Annotated in this window: 17 protein-coding genes; 4 read left to right on the top strand and 13 right to left on the bottom strand. The window is 63.8% G+C overall.

Annotated elements, in window-relative coordinates:
• Window positions 1-20: 20 nt before the first annotated feature.
• The 11 genes from MF407_RS00175 to MF407_RS00125 form a co-directional block, all read right to left on the bottom strand.
• Window positions 21-1,343, bottom strand: a complete 1,323-nt coding sequence (locus tag MF407_RS00175; RefSeq protein WP_053084051.1) for a transaldolase family protein — start codon at window positions 1,341-1,343, stop codon at window positions 21-23.
• Complete coding sequence (locus MF407_RS00170; protein ID WP_192912060.1) at window positions 1,318-2,313, bottom strand: phosphotransferase; 996 nt, start codon at window positions 2,311-2,313, stop codon at window positions 1,318-1,320. The genes MF407_RS00175 and MF407_RS00170 overlap by 26 nt, the downstream gene beginning before the upstream one ends.
• Window positions 2,310-3,584 (bottom strand): ethanolamine utilization protein EutH, encoded by a 1,275-nt coding sequence (eutH, locus tag MF407_RS00165; protein WP_048697000.1) that lies wholly within the window; start codon window positions 3,582-3,584, stop codon window positions 2,310-2,312. Before eutH ends, MF407_RS00170 begins: the two co-directional genes overlap by 4 nt.
• Window positions 3,575-4,393 carry an HAD-IA family hydrolase gene (locus MF407_RS00160; RefSeq protein ID WP_053084050.1) on the bottom strand — a complete coding sequence of 273 codons (819 nt, stop codon included), beginning with the start codon at window positions 4,391-4,393 and terminating at the stop codon, window positions 3,575-3,577. The genes eutH and MF407_RS00160 overlap by 10 nt, the downstream gene beginning before the upstream one ends.
• Entirely contained in the window at window positions 4,390-5,244 is an 855-nt protein-coding gene (locus MF407_RS00155; RefSeq protein ID WP_048696998.1) for a class II fructose-bisphosphate aldolase, read from the bottom strand. Before MF407_RS00155 ends, MF407_RS00160 begins: the two co-directional genes overlap by 4 nt.
• A complete protein-coding gene (locus MF407_RS00150; protein ID WP_048696996.1) occupies window positions 5,241-5,474 on the bottom strand; it encodes a hypothetical protein in 234 nt (77 codons plus the stop codon). Before MF407_RS00150 ends, MF407_RS00155 begins: the two co-directional genes overlap by 4 nt.
• A gap of 30 nt (window positions 5,475-5,504) precedes the next feature.
• Window positions 5,505-6,284, bottom strand: coding sequence for an FAD-dependent oxidoreductase (locus MF407_RS00145; RefSeq protein WP_048696992.1), 780 nt, complete (start codon window positions 6,282-6,284; stop codon window positions 5,505-5,507).
• 1 nt (window position 6,285) lies between these two features.
• On the bottom strand, window positions 6,286-7,740 hold the full coding sequence (locus MF407_RS00140) for an NAD(P)/FAD-dependent oxidoreductase (RefSeq protein WP_083433649.1): 1,455 nt from the start codon (window positions 7,738-7,740) through the stop codon (window positions 6,286-6,288).
• A gap of 161 nt (window positions 7,741-7,901) precedes the next feature.
• A complete protein-coding gene (locus tag MF407_RS00135; RefSeq protein ID WP_048696987.1) occupies window positions 7,902-8,828 on the bottom strand; it encodes a LysR substrate-binding domain-containing protein in 927 nt (308 codons plus the stop codon).
• Between the two features lie 128 nt (window positions 8,829-8,956).
• Entirely contained in the window at window positions 8,957-9,280 is a 324-nt protein-coding gene (locus tag MF407_RS00130) for a TOBE domain-containing protein (RefSeq protein ID WP_239700646.1), read from the bottom strand.
• 543 nt (window positions 9,281-9,823) lie between these two features.
• Window positions 9,824-10,738, bottom strand: coding sequence for a hypothetical protein (locus MF407_RS00125; RefSeq protein ID WP_239700632.1), 915 nt, complete (start codon window positions 10,736-10,738; stop codon window positions 9,824-9,826).
• Window positions 10,739-11,259: 521 nt separating this feature from the next.
• On the opposite strand from MF407_RS00125, the gene mobC reads away from it, so the two are divergent.
• From mobC to MF407_RS00105, 4 genes are all read left to right on the top strand, one after another.
• Window positions 11,260-11,700 (top strand): plasmid mobilization relaxosome protein MobC, encoded by a 441-nt coding sequence (gene mobC / locus MF407_RS15745; RefSeq protein WP_239700629.1) that lies wholly within the window; start codon window positions 11,260-11,262, stop codon window positions 11,698-11,700.
• 11 nt (window positions 11,701-11,711) lie between these two features.
• On the top strand, window positions 11,712-13,382 hold the full coding sequence (locus MF407_RS00115; protein WP_239700626.1) for a relaxase/mobilization nuclease domain-containing protein: 1,671 nt from the start codon (window positions 11,712-11,714) through the stop codon (window positions 13,380-13,382).
• A 227-nt stretch (window positions 13,383-13,609) separates the two neighbouring features.
• Window positions 13,610-14,110, top strand: coding sequence for a hypothetical protein (locus MF407_RS00110; protein ID WP_115924569.1), 501 nt, complete (start codon window positions 13,610-13,612; stop codon window positions 14,108-14,110).
• A gap of 314 nt (window positions 14,111-14,424) precedes the next feature.
• Entirely contained in the window at window positions 14,425-15,591 is a 1,167-nt protein-coding gene (locus tag MF407_RS00105; RefSeq protein WP_239700622.1) for a DUF4158 domain-containing protein, read from the top strand.
• A gap of 77 nt (window positions 15,592-15,668) precedes the next feature.
• Here MF407_RS00105 and MF407_RS00100 read toward each other — a convergent pair whose 3' ends face one another.
• Together MF407_RS00100 and MF407_RS00095 are read right to left on the bottom strand one after the other, a co-directional pair.
• Window positions 15,669-16,196, bottom strand: a complete 528-nt coding sequence (locus MF407_RS00100; protein WP_239700619.1) for a vitamin K epoxide reductase family protein — start codon at window positions 16,194-16,196, stop codon at window positions 15,669-15,671.
• 73 nt (window positions 16,197-16,269) lie between these two features.
• Window positions 16,270-16,935 carry a thioredoxin domain-containing protein gene (locus MF407_RS00095; RefSeq protein WP_115924561.1) on the bottom strand — a complete coding sequence of 222 codons (666 nt, stop codon included), beginning with the start codon at window positions 16,933-16,935 and terminating at the stop codon, window positions 16,270-16,272.
• Window positions 16,936-16,988 lie beyond the last annotated feature (53 nt).

The following is a 16,988-nucleotide window of genomic DNA, read 5'->3' as shown; positions in this document are numbered from 1 at the left end:
CTAACACGATTGGTGGACGATCAGGACCTGGATGACGATGTGCCGGCGCTGAGTGCGTCCGGTGCCGAACGGACGGCGGACAGGAATCGACGCTGGTAGGTCACTACGTGTGGGCTGGTAGTCCACCGAGCCAGGTAGGCCGGATCGGCCGTAACGAGCACCCGCCGGTGTAGTGGTAAGAACTCGGGTTCACTGAGCATGGTCATGAGATCCGGAAACATCTGCTCGCCGTCCATCGAACAGACGATCAGACGGGTCTCCGGCAGGTGTGTGGTGGATAGCCAGCGCAGCGACCTGCGGACACTGTCCATACCGTCGTCGGGGCCATCGTCTCGCTGACGCAGAAGTGTGCGAGTCAACCGCAGGACCGTCAGGAGGTCCAAGGCCTTGTCGTCGGTACCGAGGTAGTCCATGCGAACGAGGTAGTCCCTGAGGTCCGCGACGAACTGCTCGTCTGAAGTCGCGTCGTAGGCAGCGACGAATCCACGCATCCGCCTCGTGGCGTCAGCTCGGTGCCGCACAAAGGCGTTGATGAAGTAGGGGCGTGCCTGCAGCGCCAACGGCGTTTGGTGCGGCTCGAACATCAAAGTGAAGTTCACCCGGTGCCCAAGGTCGTGCAGTTGCCGAGCGAGCGCGTGGCCCCGCAGCATGTCGCGCGGGGCACCAGAGTTGTAGCGTTTGCGAAGCAATCCGTTGCCCTTGAGAAGGTCGCCAGCCGTGTCTGCGGAGAGCGGGCCGGTATGTGGAACCTTCACCACCAGCCGGTGCCGGGTCAGGATCTCCTCGTAGCGCGCTACCTCCTCCAGGATCTCGTTGATGTCGCCATAAGGGTTCGCGATCTCGACTGAGACATCGCATCCTGGTCCGGCCGCCTTGCTCAACTCCACAAGGACTTCGTCGAGGGTCGTGAAGTGTCCACCGATGTTTGCGTCCGGGTTATTGATGAAGAGGTCGTAGACGATCCCAGGGTTGCAGGTGACGTTGGCGATCAGGGGCGCGCAGTCCGAGACCTCGTAGGGGTTGGCGGAGTCGGCCGAGAACAGCAGCGGCGTTGGCCGGGGCGTGCCGCCCCGTTCGTATCCGATGTCTCGGACGAGGTCGACGCTGGTGACCGAACCGTGGGTAGCCATCTCGATGCGGAACCCTGCGGGGGTCTCCTGGTGGTCCTCGCCGAACAGGTCTACTACCTCCCGGAACCGGTCGGTGACCTCCAATTTGCTGGCGGTGATGGTGCGGGTGACTCGCTCCGGGAGCCGCCGGACGTAGCCCTCGTGTCCGATTCTGGTTTCGAACCGTGTCGCATCCAGGCCTACGGGGTCAGCTGTGCCGTTGGCGTAAGTCATTCATTTCTCCTTGATTGGTGTTCTCGAGTAGGTGCAAGCTGTCAGCGAATTCCGAGGACTGCGAAATTTCTCTCATCCTTGCTAGGCATGCACGGGCGTAATTGGCGTAGTCGAACTCTGTGAAGCCCGTCGTACCTGCTCGGACGGACCACAATGCCTCGCGCAGCATGCTGACAAACCGGTACAAGCGCGCCATAGCCAACGAAGTGGGCACTAGGACGCCGTCGTAGGCGCACAGAAGTGCCTCCTCCTCCGAGCTGGAGAGCTTCACTTTCTCAGCGAAGTCCCCTACGTCGTAGTAGGGGTCGCCCGCTCCGACGTACTCCCAATCGATGAGCACCGCCCGGTCGGGAAGGATGATCACGTTGCCCTCGGAGACATCCGAGTGGAGCAGACTGGGCGTGTACGGCCCGCACGCAGCCTGAATGCGGGCGAGAATGTCCATCGTCCACGCGAACGTCTCCGCCGTGGCCGGGGCCTCGCTCTTGACCTGATTCAGGATCCACGCGGTGCCGCTGTATGGGTCGGAAATAGGACCCGTCATTACCACGCCCTGCGTGTGCTTGTGCAGCTTCGCCAGGGCTTGACCCACCAGCGCGGTCGCATGAACCCGATCCGGGACCGCGGACAGCAACGCGCCTTCTACGAACTCGGAGACTAGAACCCGGGGTTCTGTCCACTGTCCGAGCACTTCGGGTGCCAAACCCAAGTCCAGCACCATGGCCATGGCGCGAACTTGGTTCTCACGATGAATACCGACCCGTGCTGCGAGCGCGTCAGGCAGTTGCTCCTGAACGACCACCGTACGTTGCTCTCGGTCGGTTATCTGTACCTCGACCTTGAAGTTTCGATTCGTCATGCCGCCGTCAAGCGGCTCCGCGGACCAGGTGGCTCCTGGCCACAGCCGGGCTACCGCCTGTCGGACGCACGGCGGGTCACAAGCCGCGACGTTGTTCAGGGATTGGGTCATTCGTCAGACCCCCGCGTCTCTGTCCCGGTCGCGCCAAGCCCCGCAACTGGGGGGCTTGAGGCGAGGCCAGGCTCGAGGTCGGCTGCCTCCAGCCGGCGGGCGGTTGGCACAGCGATTTTGTAGGCCAGCGCCATGGCGAGAAGGGCAGCCGTCAACTTGCCGATCAGGACGGGGACAATCAGATTCGGTTGAAAGTTCGCTGTGAACGACAGGTGGTCGCCGAGCAGGAATCCCCCCGTCGTGGCGAAGGCTACGGCCAGCACCTTGTCCTTCGGGGGCATCTCCTTGATCAGGTGGAACAAAGCCAGCACGTTGGCCGATCCACCTAGAATTCCAGCCATACCTGGCTGGCTGATGCCGAACTTTGAACCCACTGCGTTCAGCGGACGCGACATGTACTTCTGAATTGCGTAAACCATCGGGAACGCCCCGGCAAGCATAATTCCAACGTATCCAGCGACTTCCAGCGCTCGGAACGTATTATCCTCAGTGGCAATGATGGCGTCGAAGCCCCAGGAACCAAAAACACGCGAAAAGACCCCGGTGAAGTACTCGACGATTGACAGGGCCAGAATGATTTTGACCGCCGCGTCAATGAATCGGCCGAAGACCATGAAAAGTTTGATCATCAGGTCGGGCAAGAATTTAAGACCGGCGGCGATCAAAAGCACGACGATCACAAGGGGCACCAGATTGCCGACGAGGGCGCCCACATCAAGCCCGGAGATCGGCGTGTCCGCTGGCCCGGTGGTGCTTGATTCGGACCGGATATCGGCCCCGGTCGCCAAGACGATAAGCATAGTCACCGCGACACCAATCGGGATCGTAAGAATCCCGGACATGATGCCAAGTGCCATATACTTGTGGTCTGCCTTCTGCAACATCGCCAAGCCCACCGGAATCGTGAACACAATTGTCGCTCCGGCCATGTAGCCGGTGACCATGGCGGTGATCCATGCGCCGTCACTTTGGGCCGTTGCCTCTGCCAGCTGATAGCCACCCATATCGGACGCAATGAACGTCGTGGCGGCTATGGCCGGATCGGCTCCTAGAGCCGACCAAATTGGCCCTAGGACCTTCTCGACGAAGATGCTCAGGTATGGAAGCGAAGCCATCACTCCGGCGACGGGGATGAACAGATAGCCGATCGAGTGCAGGCCTTGCATGAACTCTTTGCCAATGCCCCCCTGATCGTCTCTGATAGCCGCCACCGCGCCGATCAGGACGAACGCCATCATAATGTAGATGACCGTGTCGCTAATTATTTCCATGAGTCCACCTTCGGCAGGGCCGCTCCACGCATAGCCCCTGATTGACCCAACAACGAGGCGACGTGCTCCAAAGCGACATGAGTTTTGATCTCTGTTTTTGTGTCGTTCTTGTACACCGCGATTGCAGCACCGTCGGGCTCCCCGAGGCCGTCGACAACGATGTCGGCTGCAGTCAAGTCCTCATCTGCCGTGTAATGACTGACTGTTGCTACTACGCGCATGCCGGCGGCCACGGCGGCCGACACCCCGACATGCGAGTCCTCCACGGCCACGGCGTCGTATGCGTCGATCCCCAGCAGACGTGCCGCATGGAGGTAGATGTCCGGCGCGGGTTTCTTGTTCTCCACCATGTCACCAGCAGCGATCACGCACTCACCCAGCAACTCTCGGCCCAGCACCTGTTCAGCGATTGCCTCCACCGACACGACAGCGGACGTGGACGCCACGGCTAAACGCCACCCAGCGGCGCGCGCCTCAGAAGCGAGGCGTCGGACGCCGGCGCGAGATGGCATCCGCCCCTCGGCGACGAGGTCCAAGAAAATCTGCGTCTTGCGTCGATGCCACAACGCCACGAGCTCATCAAGTGCTGCCTGCTCGGTCGGTAGCCCGTGTCGCTCCACGAACGCGTCGGTGCATAACCGGCGCAGTCGCTCCTTGCCGCCTGCGACGCTCAGCACCGAGGCGTAGTCGTCTTCAGTCCACTCGAAGTCGAGACCCTCCGCGGCGAACATCCGGTTGAAGGCCGCCCGGTGTCCGTCGCGCTCAGTTTCTGCGAGTACGCCGTCGCAATCGAAGATGAGCGCCCTCATGCGACACGCCCTTCGCTGCCGAATACCTTGATGAGCCCCTGCGCGACCATGCTCACGCGGCTCGACACAAACGCCATCAACGTCAAGGGTTCATGGCAGTCCGGGTTCTCCGCCAGGAAATCCCGGTGCGCGTCGATGTATGCCTGCTTGAGTGCGGTGGAGATGTTCACCTTGGCGCAGCCACGGGAAATCAGGTCCCGAAACTGGTCGTCGCTCAGCCCGCTCCCGCCATGCAACGCCATAGGGAGCCCGGTCGCGTCCACCAGCGAGTCCACCCGGTCGACGTCAAGGTTGGGAAGCTGGGGGTAGTCACCGTGTGCGTTGCCAATGGCTGGCGCGAAGCAGTCGATCCCTGTCTCGCGTATGAAGCGCACTGCGTCATCCAGGGGGTAAAGCTCCGATTTGTCGTCGCTGCCGACCCCGTCCTCGACACCCGTTATCCCCTCGATCTCACCCTCGACGTCCGCCCCAAAGCTCCGAGCCTCCCTCACTACCTGCTTGGTTTGCTCGGTCGCCTCCTCGAGCGTGCGACCCGAACAGTCGAAAAGCACAGAACCCCAGCCAGCCTTCAGGCAGTCGAGGAGCACATTTCGATCGGTGCAGTGGTCTAGATGGAGCACCACCGGCACGGTCGCGCGCTCGGCGGCGTGGCGATACATGGACATGGTCTCGGGAATACCTTGCGACAGGACCGTCTTGACGGACGTCTGAACTATCACCGGTGCGCGTAGTTCTTCGGCCGCATCAACCACCGCCCTGAGCGTCAGCCCGTTCACGATGTTGACCGCCAGGACGCCATAGCCGCCCGCCGTGGCGGCCTCAAGGACGGGCACCAACTTAGCCACAGTCATCGTGAGCCCAACTCTCGGGCCTTGAGGGCGATTTTTACTGACTGACGACCCATATAGAACGTGCCGAAGAGCAAGCTCGCGGCGACACCAACGTAGGGCAGGTCACCACGCTCGAGCGTGGCCTCGGAGCGCCAGGCGCCCATGGACATGTGAACAACCAGCCGGCCGTCACGGATACGTACGCCGTCGACGGCGACTTTGAACTCTCCAACTGGTGAAAGCACTTGCATTGGGGTCTCCTGATCAGGCGTTTTTGACGGTCAGCGCAACGTGAGCATGGTTTGTTCGCAGGCTTGCATCGCCGCTGCTTCGGCGTTGTCGAACGTCTTGGGTTCGGCGAGGCTGAAGCATTCGACGACGTGGGGTCCTCCGAAGACAGCCCCCTCGATGTTGCGCATCGCAACCCGACTGGCAGCCAAGATCACCGCGTCCGCGTGCACATGGGTCAGGCGATCGCCCTGGGACACCACTGCCCGGTTCACCCGGGGAAAACCGTGCACGCTCAGAACCCGGGCATCGGTGAAGGTGTTCGTGCCAGGCCATGGATCAACCCCGTCCGACCCGGCTCGAACCGACGTCACCGTGATGGCGCCGGCAGAGCCTAAGGCCGAGCAGAGCTCCTCAGCCAAATGACCGTCTCCGATCACCAGCGGGTGACGGCCCAAAAGCACACCCGAGTCCAGGAGGTGCCGGGTCGCGGACCCGGGCATGACCCCGGCACCGCGCTCCCCTGCGATGCCAAGCTCGGCACGCGTTTGCGGCCGAGATCCCGTAGCCACGACGAGTGCATCGGCCGACAGCGTGACTGCACCCTCTACCCCCAGGGTATGGACCTGACCCTGGCGGAACTCGGCCGCGAGAGTGCCAAGCATCATCCGCACGCCGGCGCGCGACGCGGCCCGAGCAAGCTGAGCGGCATCGGTCTCCGGCTCCTGGCCCCCCGGAGCCGGCAATCGCTCGACGAGCGTTACACCGATTCCACGCTCCGCGAGCATCCGCGACACCAAGATGCCGGTACGTCCAGCACCCGCAACGACCACGTCACTCACCGGTCGTCACCCCCGCGCCAAGCGTTGATCCCGGCTCATGCATCGGCGTTTCCCACGCCTCTCCTGGGGTATAGAGCGAGGTGATGAACGAGACTCCGGACAGGCACGCCGAACCTTGGCAACGCCCCCACGTCGCATGGGTCCGTCTGGCCACTCCCCCGATGGATGTCGCCGGCAACGGCTCCCGCAGGGCTTGATGGATGTCGGCAGCGGTGACCTTCTCGCAGGCACACACCACCGTGCGGCCCAACGGGTCCTTAGCAACCCGCGCGTAGTCGCCGTCCGCCCATAGCGGCGGCGTGTACTCGAGGTCGTTACGAGCTCCCGCGTCCAGCCGATCGCTGAGCCCCGCTCCGACGAGCAAATCACGGATGTGGTCTCCCATCGCCAGCGATGAGGAGACCCCTGTCGAGCGAATGCCCGCGGCTTGGAGGAGGTTCCCTGCAGTCTCAGACCAGCCGACGCGGTACGTCTTGTCGCTGTGGGGTCGCAGACCCGCGAAGGTCTTGATAGCGAACTTCGTGTCAATGTCCGGCATCAAGACACGACACCGATCCACCACGTCGTCAAGACCTGCTCCGGTCGTAGACTTATCTGTCTTGTCTTCGAGGTCCTCTGCGTCCGGACCGATGAGCACCGACCCGTGGGCGGTCGGGATAACCATCGGACCGTGACCGAGCTTCCCCGGCATTCCGGTGAGGATCGACGGAACTCGTTTCCCGAACTCCCTATCGAGCAGAACCCACTGCCCTCGGCGCGGAGTGATGGAGAATTCGTCGCCGCCTAGAGACTTCGAAACGAAGTCCGCCCCCAGGCCAGCGGCGTTCACGACAAACCGCGGCCGGAAGCGACGTTTTGTCGTCAGCACCTCTTCGACCTGTCCATTGCCTAAAGAGGCTGAGACCACCGACTCCCCCAGATAGAAGCGCACCCCGTTAACGGAGGCGAGCTCGGCGAATGCGACTGGCAACCGCACTGAGTCGACGACCCCCTCATCGGGGACATAGATGCCGGCTACCGCCCGACCAGAGGCGTGCGGAGCAACTTCAGCGAGTTCATCACCGCGCACCTCTCGGACTGTGACGCCGTTCTCCGTGGCTCGTTCGCACAACGCCGAGATCCCGGATGCCTCCTCCTCCGAGAAGGCCAAAAGGGTCAGGCCCACCCGGCGAAACGTGACACCTAGCCTCGAGGCAATGTCCTCCCACCGCGGACTCGAGGCACAAACCAACTGCGCCTCAAGGCTGCCCGGCGCAAGAGACCAGCCGCAATTAGCGATACCGCTGTTGGCGCGGGACGTCTCCTCGCCGACGTCGTGTCGCCGCTCAACGACCGCAACGTCCACGTCAAGATGGGAGAGGGCCATAGCAATCGACGTACCAATGACACCCGCCCCCACGATCAGGACATCTGGAGTCTCCACAAGTGGGAGGCCGCTTGATTGCATCCGCCGCTCCTAAAGTCGTCTGGGATCAACTAACGATCGTTGAACGATAGGAGCGGACTATAAGTCGAGTCAATGAATCCTCGGCACTCGCGCCTGCCACATCGGCAGATGGGAGTTCCAGCCGGCTATGTATCGGATTACCCGATACGTCCGGTTAACGACTACACCCCACCCGCGCGGGAGAGGTGCGACCGCAGCATCGACTCGAAGTACGTTTCGGCGGGACTGACAGACGCCCGCGTCAGCCGGACCCAACACACTCGCCGCGCTGGCGAAGGCAAATCCGTCACCCGGAAAGCGACGACCTCCCCCCGCCGTTGCTCGTCCGCAATGGTGTGAGTGGACAGGAAGCCGACTCCACGGCCTCGACGCGCCGCCCGCTTGACCGCGTCCACCGAACCCAGTTCCCATACGTTGCGGAACGAGTAGTCAGTGCCGGACAAAAGTCCCAAGGCGTACTCGCGGGTGCTTGAGCCCGTTTCTTGAACCAGAAGCGTGAAATCATCGAGGGCGGCGGCGTCCACATAGCCGTCCGAGGACAGGTCAAGGAAGCGGGGTCTGGCTACACCGACGATCTCATCAGGGCCAAGGGCGGTCACTGTCAGGCGCTCGTCGCGCATATCACCACACGTGACAGCGCACGTGACTCGACCCGAACTTAGCCATTGACGAACTTCTGCGGTCGATCCCACCGACACGTGCACGTTGACATCGGGACATTCCTGCTGGAACTGCTCGATGATGTCTGGAACCAAATAAGTTCCAGGCACCGAAGACGCGCCGAGCTCGAGCGTGCCGGTGCGCAGTCCCGCGCGGGCGGCAAGGGCGGACTCGCCGGCAGTGAGGTTCGAGAGTGCTTGGGAGGCGTAGACGGCTAACACGCGACCCGCGTGGGTGAGCCGTAGCGACCGTCCGTAGCGCTCAACAATCGGTTCTCCCGCGGCAGCGTTCAACAAGCGAATATGCTCGCTGGCGCTAGGTTGGCTGACACCAACCGCCTCGGCCGCCTGCGACAAGCTGCTGCACTTCTCCAGCTCTACAAGCAACCTCAGACGAGTGACGTTCCAGACATCCTGCAGTGACGGCACTTCGTATCCCCTTGTGACGCATCGTTCTAGCCCAACCGCTCGGCGGGGGCAGGGTCTTGACCTCCCAGGCTGTCACGGCACCCCAAGGCAGACCCCGGGCCACCGGAAGGCCGTGGCCCCGGTTGGCACTAACCGGCCGACCGTCCCGGGGCCACGTGCCCTTCCTGGAAGGCGGGCGATGCGCTGACCGCTTCCGCCGCAGGGTCTGCAACTAGGAGGACGCCGTCATTCACAGGCCATCGAAGAACGGCACGGTCTCCGGCGCGAACTGCAGAGGCCGTACTAGCTGGCTCCCTGACCAGGCCAGTGGTCCCGTCAGGCAATCGGACGCCAAGCCTGCGCGAGGAACCCAAGTACATCTCGTTCAGTACCGTAACCTCGACTGCGTTTTGCTCCGCGGTGGCCGAGACCGCTCCCGCAGCTTCCAGTCGGAGCCGCTCCGGCCGCACCATAACGACACCTGCTGACCCATCAGGCAAAGAGCCGTTCACGCGGACCTTCGCCGCACCTTCGACGAAAGAACCCCGACCATCGCTTCTTACCTTCCCCGCAATCAACGTGGACTCCCCGAGGAACGTTGCGATAAAGATGGAAGCCGGAGATTCATACAACTCCCTACCGGTGCCGATCTGTTCGATTCTGCCGTCACGAAAAACCGCAATGCGATCGGAAAGAGCCAGTGCCTCTTCCTGATCGTGGGTCACGAAGATAACAGTGCTTCCAACCTCACGATGGATCCGGCGCACCTCTAATTGCATGCTGTCTCGAAGTTTGCGATCCAGCCCCAAGGGGTGATCGCGTCCACGACGGGCCTGTCTCGTGCTGTGGTGGGTCGCGTTATCCGTGGGGAGATCGCTTCCCTCGCACGCTTCGATGGCGGGGTCGACCGAGACGAGAGCCTTCCGTTGTACGGGGCGCTCCCGTAGGGCCAGTGTGTTGGGTGCGTCGACTGGAGCGATGGTCGGCTGACGGGACCCAGCATGGCAAGAGGGCGGTTACGCAGAGGGCGCTTCGTCCTCATAGGTGAAGTCCTGCTGTGAGCCCTGCAGCACTGTCCTGAACCACGGATACTTGCCCGTTTCATCAAACTCGGTGCGGATGCGGGGCTCCCGCCTCGGGTCGCATTCCCACTCCTGGCCGAACACGTCGTCGTACTCAAGAGCTAGACCTACGGTAGCCGGGTCAATCTGGGTCGGTACGTCGACCTGGAACGTGAGCCGGGCAGCAGCCGGCAGCACCGGCTTCAAGAATCGGCCACCGTCAAAGACCTTGACCCAAGTAGTGCGCTCTATAACCGGTCCTGGGCTTAGCCAGTTGAAGGCCAGCTTGCCCATCGAGGTCTGTGCTGGCCTGAGTAGAAAGTGTCCTTCGCGAACCGGGTCGTCGGCTCCTGTGGCGAGTGACGCAGTGAACCACAGGTTCGTGACCGTGACGGCGTGTTCGCCGTGGTTCGCCAAAGTGACCTGGACCGCGCGCCGAGCTGAGCGCTCCGATGACACCGACTGCTCTGCTGGTCTGGCGCTGAAATGCACGAGTTTCGCGCGGGTGATCGCGGCCCGCTGTTCCTGTCGCTCAGACTCACGCTGTTGTGCAGCTTCTCGCTCGGCGGTCTCCTCGCGTTGTCTCTGCTCGCGGTCGAGAGCGATGCGGTTGTCCACCCGCCGGCCTACGCTGTTCGAGACCGCAACCATGAGTGCTGCCGATGTGCCGACGCTCGTGAGTAGTGCTCCCCAGGCTGCAACCCTCAATCCAGTAGGGGCCGACCACAGGATCGCCGCAGAAAATACGAGAAGCGCTAACCCAGCCACTCCGAGGAGTACGTGGAACGTCTTCTCCTTGAGCGAAGTAACAGTCCGCCAAGAGTGATCGGCAAGCTCTGCGCTCCTTGCCTCGGCGCCGCCATCGGCCATCAACTATTGCCGGATTCTGACTCGCGTCGCCGCGTGGTACTACGCGGTCGACCACCTCGACGCGTGGCTGGCTGGCTGAACCCAAGACGCTTCAGTTCTGCGGAAGTCCAGCCAGCGCTGGTCGCTGCACTCCAAGCGTCCGCCTCGGCCCGTTCAGCGGTTGCAAGTTGATCGCGTGCCGCGCGGACCTGCGCCGCGTGCTGTTCCAGGGACCGCACGCTGTCCAGGCGCCCGTTCAGGAGTTCTTGTGCTTTGTCGGTGACCTCGCTCATGCGCTAATCGTACGTCGGCATTCGACCCGTCGGCCGGCGGAGACCGCCCCCTAGGGGCTTCGGCTCCCGGCTGGGGCATTAGCGCGGAAGCGCCACCGCCGTCGGCGGGAGCAAGTCGGAGGTTTAGGTGCCTCAAGTCGCTCCTTGGGCTTCGCCTGGCGGATCGACTGTGAGAGAGTGAGGAGCACAAGCGGTAGTTTTCGACGGCGGCGCAGCCGCTCGTCGCCGAGTCTGGCGGGAGGTATCGCGGTGGCCGACCAGGGCTCCGAGTCGCCTGATTCGTCGTCGCGTCCCGCCAAGGTGTTCCGGGGTCGTCGCCGGTCGAACTCCGCTGCGGGTGCCCGTGACTTCCGCACGGTCATTCGCCATTCCGAACAGGAGTGGGTGCGGGTTCAGGCGTTGGCTGCCGCACAACGCATTTCGGTTCCGCGGTTGTATGAACGCGCGTTGACGACGGGTGGTGTTGTCGCGTCGGCGAAGCTATCGCGGATCCATGACGAGCTGTACGGAGTGCGCCGTTTGCTCGCGATCGACTCCAACAACTTGAATCAGTTGGCGCGGGTCGCGAACACGACGGATCGGTTGGAGGCCGAGCAGGAACTGTTGGCCACGATCGAGCACCTGTCGAAGGTTGCGGACCGGATCACCGCACTCATCGAGCAGCTTCCTGAGTCGGAGCGCACGCAGTGAGGATCAGCGTCTTGAAGTCCGGCTCTGATGCTGCGGGCCTGACCCGCTACCTGTACGGGACAGGTAAAGCGAACGAGCATTCCAACCCGCACCTGGTCGCTGGATCGGCCGGGTTAGAGATGGAGTGGTCCGGGGAGTTGTCCCTCAAAGAGGCGACCATTCTTGGGCGCGTCGTCGAAGGTGCATGGCGCGAGAACTACGTGGAGCAGCTGGCTCTAGCGGGTTCTTCGCAGGGTGGAATCAGCCGCGCTCAGCTGCACCGCGACGGCGTTGAAGCGACCGGTCGGACGCACATGTTCCACGCGTCAATGGCACTGCCTCCCGACCACGAGAAGCTGACCGACGAGCAATGGCACACCCTTGCTCACGAGTACGTGAAGCGCATGGGGTTCGTCGACGAGAACGGCCACGGATCGTCGTGGGTCGCGGTTCGTCACGGTCTGTCCGCGAAGGGAAACGATCACGTTCACGTCATGGTGAACCTTGTTCGCAACGACGGCAGTTGGGCGTCGGAACACAAGTCCAAGCTCGCAGCCGACCGCATCGGGCGAGAGCTTGAGCAGGAGTTCTCCGCCTTCCTCTCCCCCACCTACGAACAACCTGCCGTCGAGAGTGAACGGCAGCCCGGTTTCAGCGCTTACTCCCAGGCTGAGTTGCGTCGCGCGGAGGAGCGAGAACTATCCGGGCGCGGTCCGATCGACCCGGACAGGGTGCACTTGCAGCGGGTCGTTCGTGGCATCGCGATGGGATCTCGGACCGAGGCCGAATGGTTGAACAATCTCGCGAACCAGGACCTGGAGATCGTGCCCCGGTGGGCACCCGGTGGGCGGGAGAAGGTCACCGGGTACAGCGTGCGTTTCGCCGATCAGGACTCGGTCCGGATCGCGGCCTCGAAACTCGCACCGGACCTCACCCTCACCTCGTTGCGCCGGTCGTTGTGGGAGATGAACGAGACCCCTGAGTCGCGGGCTCAAGCGTTGGCTTTGTGGCGGGACGAAGCGCCCGTCACCGATCCTGAACCTGTTGACGCGCCGGCGGAGTTGGAGCAGGCAAACCGTCATTTGGCTGATTGGGAATCCGATGTGCGGCAGACCGACCCGCACGACGTCGACCAGTGGCGATCGCACGCGGCAACGGCCGCGAGCCTGCTCGCGTTGGCGGCGATTCATCACCCCGACCGCGAAACGGGTTCCCAGCTCGGCACCGTCTCCGACGAAGCCGCGCGGGTCTCGTTCGAGCCACAGCATCCACGGCACCGCAGCTACGGTCACGGCAGCCTGCAACCACGCACCAGCAGTGCCGGTCTCGCGCTGGTGCATTTCAACCTTGCGCTGCGCGCGTCGTCGACCAACTCCACCCGGGGCTGGTACGCGGTCATGAAGCAGATGCAACGCACCATGCGCGCGGTGCATGACGCCCAGGTGGCGCGAGGCGAACTGCTCGATGCCACGCGCAACAATGAACTTGTAGCGGCCCACCTGGATCCGTACACCGATGTCCCCGCCAATGCCGACGCCCCGGTCACGCCGCCAGCCACGAGGGACCCTGCGGTCCGCGACTCCACCCGCCAGACCGGGGTCCCGGTGCAGCTGCCGCACCGCGGTATCGACCTGGGCGAACGACCGGGCTTGCCCGGCCGCCACGGTCCAAGCACGGACCTCCGACGTGGCCACGAGCGTTAGATGGCCGGATCGGGCGGCGGAAACGGCCCGGTCAGCAGGTAGATCCGGTCAGCGACCGAGTACTTCGACCGCTTCAGGTTCTGTTTCCAGGACTCTGGGGACGTGCTCGTCTCGACTGCCTGCTCCGAGGGCAGCGGTGAACCGATGATCGCCTCAAGCCGCGTCCTCGCGGCCGGCCAATCCGGCTCCTGCGCTAACAACCGCCCAAACGTCGCACCGTGCTTCCCATGACTCTCGCACCGTTGCTTCTCACCGGAGGTCCCGCCGCTGGCAAGAGCAGCACTGCGCTCGCGCTGGCCGCAACGACCGTACGTACCGCGTTCATCGACGTGGACGACATCCGCCAGCTGGTCAAGAACGGCGGCGCCGCACCATGGGACGGTCCCGAGGGGACGGCCCAACAACAGCTCGGGGTCCGGAACGCCGCAAACCTCGCGACGAACTTCCTCGCTGCAGGGATCAACGTGACCATCGCTGACGTGGTCAATTCGACAACGCTGGCGCTCTATCGCGAACTCCTGCCCAGCCTCAGGGTCATCCGCCTAGCCCTGGGTCTGGAAGAAGCCCGCCGTCGTGCCACGCAGCGTCCGGTGTTCCTGACGGACGTCGAATTCGATGAACTTCACCACCAGCAGGCGGCGTCCTTGAAGGTGGATCACGAGCTTCCGGTGGCCGGCTTGTCCCGCGAGGCGCAGGTCGAAGCGGCGCGGAGGTTGTGGATCGCTTGAGGCAAAGCCACCAGTACCCCCTCTTCGGGATGGGTTGGAGGCCGCACCGATTTCGCCTGTCTGGTTGCAAGGCCAGGCCGAGGCAGAACTCCGCATCTGCCGCTGTTCGCAGCGGGGGCATCTCCAATGAGACTCGACAAGGGCGGAGGGGGTGGAGATGGGTGGCGTGGTGGGGGAGGCGCTCGAGAGCCTTCGACCCTGCGGCCACTCGCCGCGAGCGTAGCCACCCCCGCAACGCGGGGTGCCGGTAAGGAACGTGTCATCAGGGGCAAACCGGCTCCGTCGCCCCCTCAGGTGCGGAAGCATCTCCGATCGTGGATCGGACGCTTGAGCTCGATGAGCTGGTGGAGCACTGGACGTTGCTGGATGACGAGCTTGAGTTGGTCGCGGGCAAGCGAGGCGCGACCAGGCTCGGATTCGTTCTGCTGCTGAAGTTCTACATCCACCACGGCCACTTTCCGGAGCGCGAGGACGTGCTGCCGCCCGAGGCGGTCAGGTTCGTCGCGGACCAGGTGAAGGTGCCGGCCTCTGAACTCACGCGTTACGAGTGGTCGGGCCGGTCGATCAAGTACCACCGTGCGCAGATCCGCAGCCATCTGGGCTTTCGAGAGTGCTCAGTTGAGGACGCCGACAAGCTGACGTCCTGGCTGGCCACCGAGGTGTGCGAGACAGAACGGTCCCCGGACCGGGTGCGTGAGCAACTGCTCGGTCGTTGCCGGCAGGAGCAGGTCGAGCCGCCCACCGACGGTCGGATTGACCGGATGGTCCGCTCGGCGCTGCATCAGGGCGAAGCCACGTTGTCGTCCCGGATCGCGGCCCGGCTACCCGCCTCAACGGCGGCACGGTTGGAGGAGCTGGTCTCGGTCGATGTGGAAGTCGAGGACGGCGCGGCAGCGGATGAGTCGGTGCTGGCGTTGGTGAAGTCGGTGCCAGGGAACGTGTCGCTGGAGACGATGCTGACCGAGATCCGCAAGCTGCGCGCCGTCCGAGCGGTCGACCTGCCGCCAGGCCTGTTCGCCGATGTCGCGCCAAAGGTGTTGGCAGCATGGCGTTCTCGGGCCGCGGTGGAATCGCCGTCACATCTGCGGGCGCACCCGACCGGTCTGCGGCTGACGTTGTTGGCGGTGTTGCTGCATACCCGGGAGCGGGAGATCACCGACACCTTGGTTGACCTGTTGATCTCCACGGTGCACCGGATCAACGCCCGCGCGGACCGGCCGGGTGACCCAAGAGCTGGTGAACGCGTTCAAGAAGGTGACGGGCAAGGAGAACATCCTGTTCGCGATCGCCAACGCTGGCTTCGCCGATGTCCAGCTCGAGTCCTTGGTCTGTCCGGAGTTTCAAGGCCAGGACATCCCGGACGCGGTCGACTTCCTGCAGCGCTCGGATTTCGGCAGCGTCTTGTTCGCGAAAGCCAGCAGGGAGCAAGCAGCAGCGGGCTGGGCTGCCGTCGCTGCTGCGCTCCGGCCGCATCAGCGTGAGGACGGCGTCTACCTTGACGGCGCTGCGTGGCTGGTCACAGCACGCGCATGACTGCCCCGACCCGGAGGTGGTCGGGTTACACCAGCGTGCTCCAGTAATCCCAGAAGCGCACGGCGATCAACGCCGCGACCACCAGAGTCCATGCCACGAGCAGGCTCGGCGCGTACTGGATGATCGAGGGTGGCACGCGGAGTGCCCGCCGCAAGGAGGTCACGGCGGCCACGAAGATCGTCATCGTGACGACCCACACCACCATGCAGTAAGGGCACAACGCGCCGATGCGGTACAGGGACTGCAAGATCAACCAGTGCACCAGCAGCACGCCCGCGGCCGCGCCGATCAGCAGGCCCCACCAGTACCAGCCGCGCAGCACGGCGCCGGCCAGCAGCGACGCCCCGGTCGTGGTCACCACGGCGAATCCGACCACTCCGATGACCGGGTTCGGGAAGCCCAACAGCTCGGCTTGCCAGGTCTTCATGATGGACCCGCAGCTCAGGACCGGGTTGATGCTGCACGTCGGCGTGTAGCCAGGGTCCTTCAGCAGCTCGACCTTCTCGATGAGCAGGGTCGCGGACGCGACCAACCCGATCAGTCCCGCGACCAAAAGCGACCACGCGGTCGATCGGCCAGGTGCATGTCGCCCGCCCGGGTCGGCCCCGGTCTCGCCTGCGGCTGGGTCAGTTCTTGACAGCATCATCGATGCTGGCGCGGAAGTCGTCGAGGGAGGTCGGGTTCAGCTGTTTGCCGTTGAGGAAGAACGTGGGTGTGCCCTGGACCCCGAGGTACTGGCCGTCGCCGCGGTCCAGCTCGACCCGCGCCTTGGTGGCGGGGTCCTTGACCGCCTTGTCGTAAGCGGTCAGGTCGAGTCCGAGCTGCTGAGCGAAGCCGCGGAACGCCGGGGCCTGGGAGACCTGCTTCTCGCCCCACTGCGACTGCGTCTCATACATCTTCTTGTACATCGGCTCAAGCTTTCCCTGCTGCGCCGCGGCCTCGACCGCGATCGCTGCGTTCATCGCGTTCTTGTGGCTCGGGATCGGGTAGTAGCGCAGCACGAAGGTGACCTTGCCGGCGTACTGCTTGCGCAGGTCTTCGACCACGGGGTACGCCGCGCGGCACGACTCGCACTCGAAATCGAGAAACTCCACCAACGTGACCTTGCCGTCCAGTGCTGGGGAACCCAGCCGGTGACTGTTGTCGCGTACTAGGCGCGAGGACGAGGAGGACGTCTTGCCCGGTTCTGCGGCATCGGCGCCGCTGTCGCGAGAGGCCAGGAGGACGACCCCAAGGACCACGACGAATGCCGCGATCAGGACGGCAGAGATGAGCGAGTTGCGGCGGGTCACGTGAGAGGCTCCAGGGCTGATGGCGGGTTGGGCTTGACCGGGCCAACGCCGCG

It is taken from the genome of Yimella sp. NH-Cas1 (assembly GCF_022359705.1).
GTDB lineage: Bacteria > Actinomycetota > Actinomycetes > Actinomycetales > Dermatophilaceae > Yimella > Yimella lutea.
This window is presented reverse-complemented; position numbering and strand designations above follow the sequence as displayed.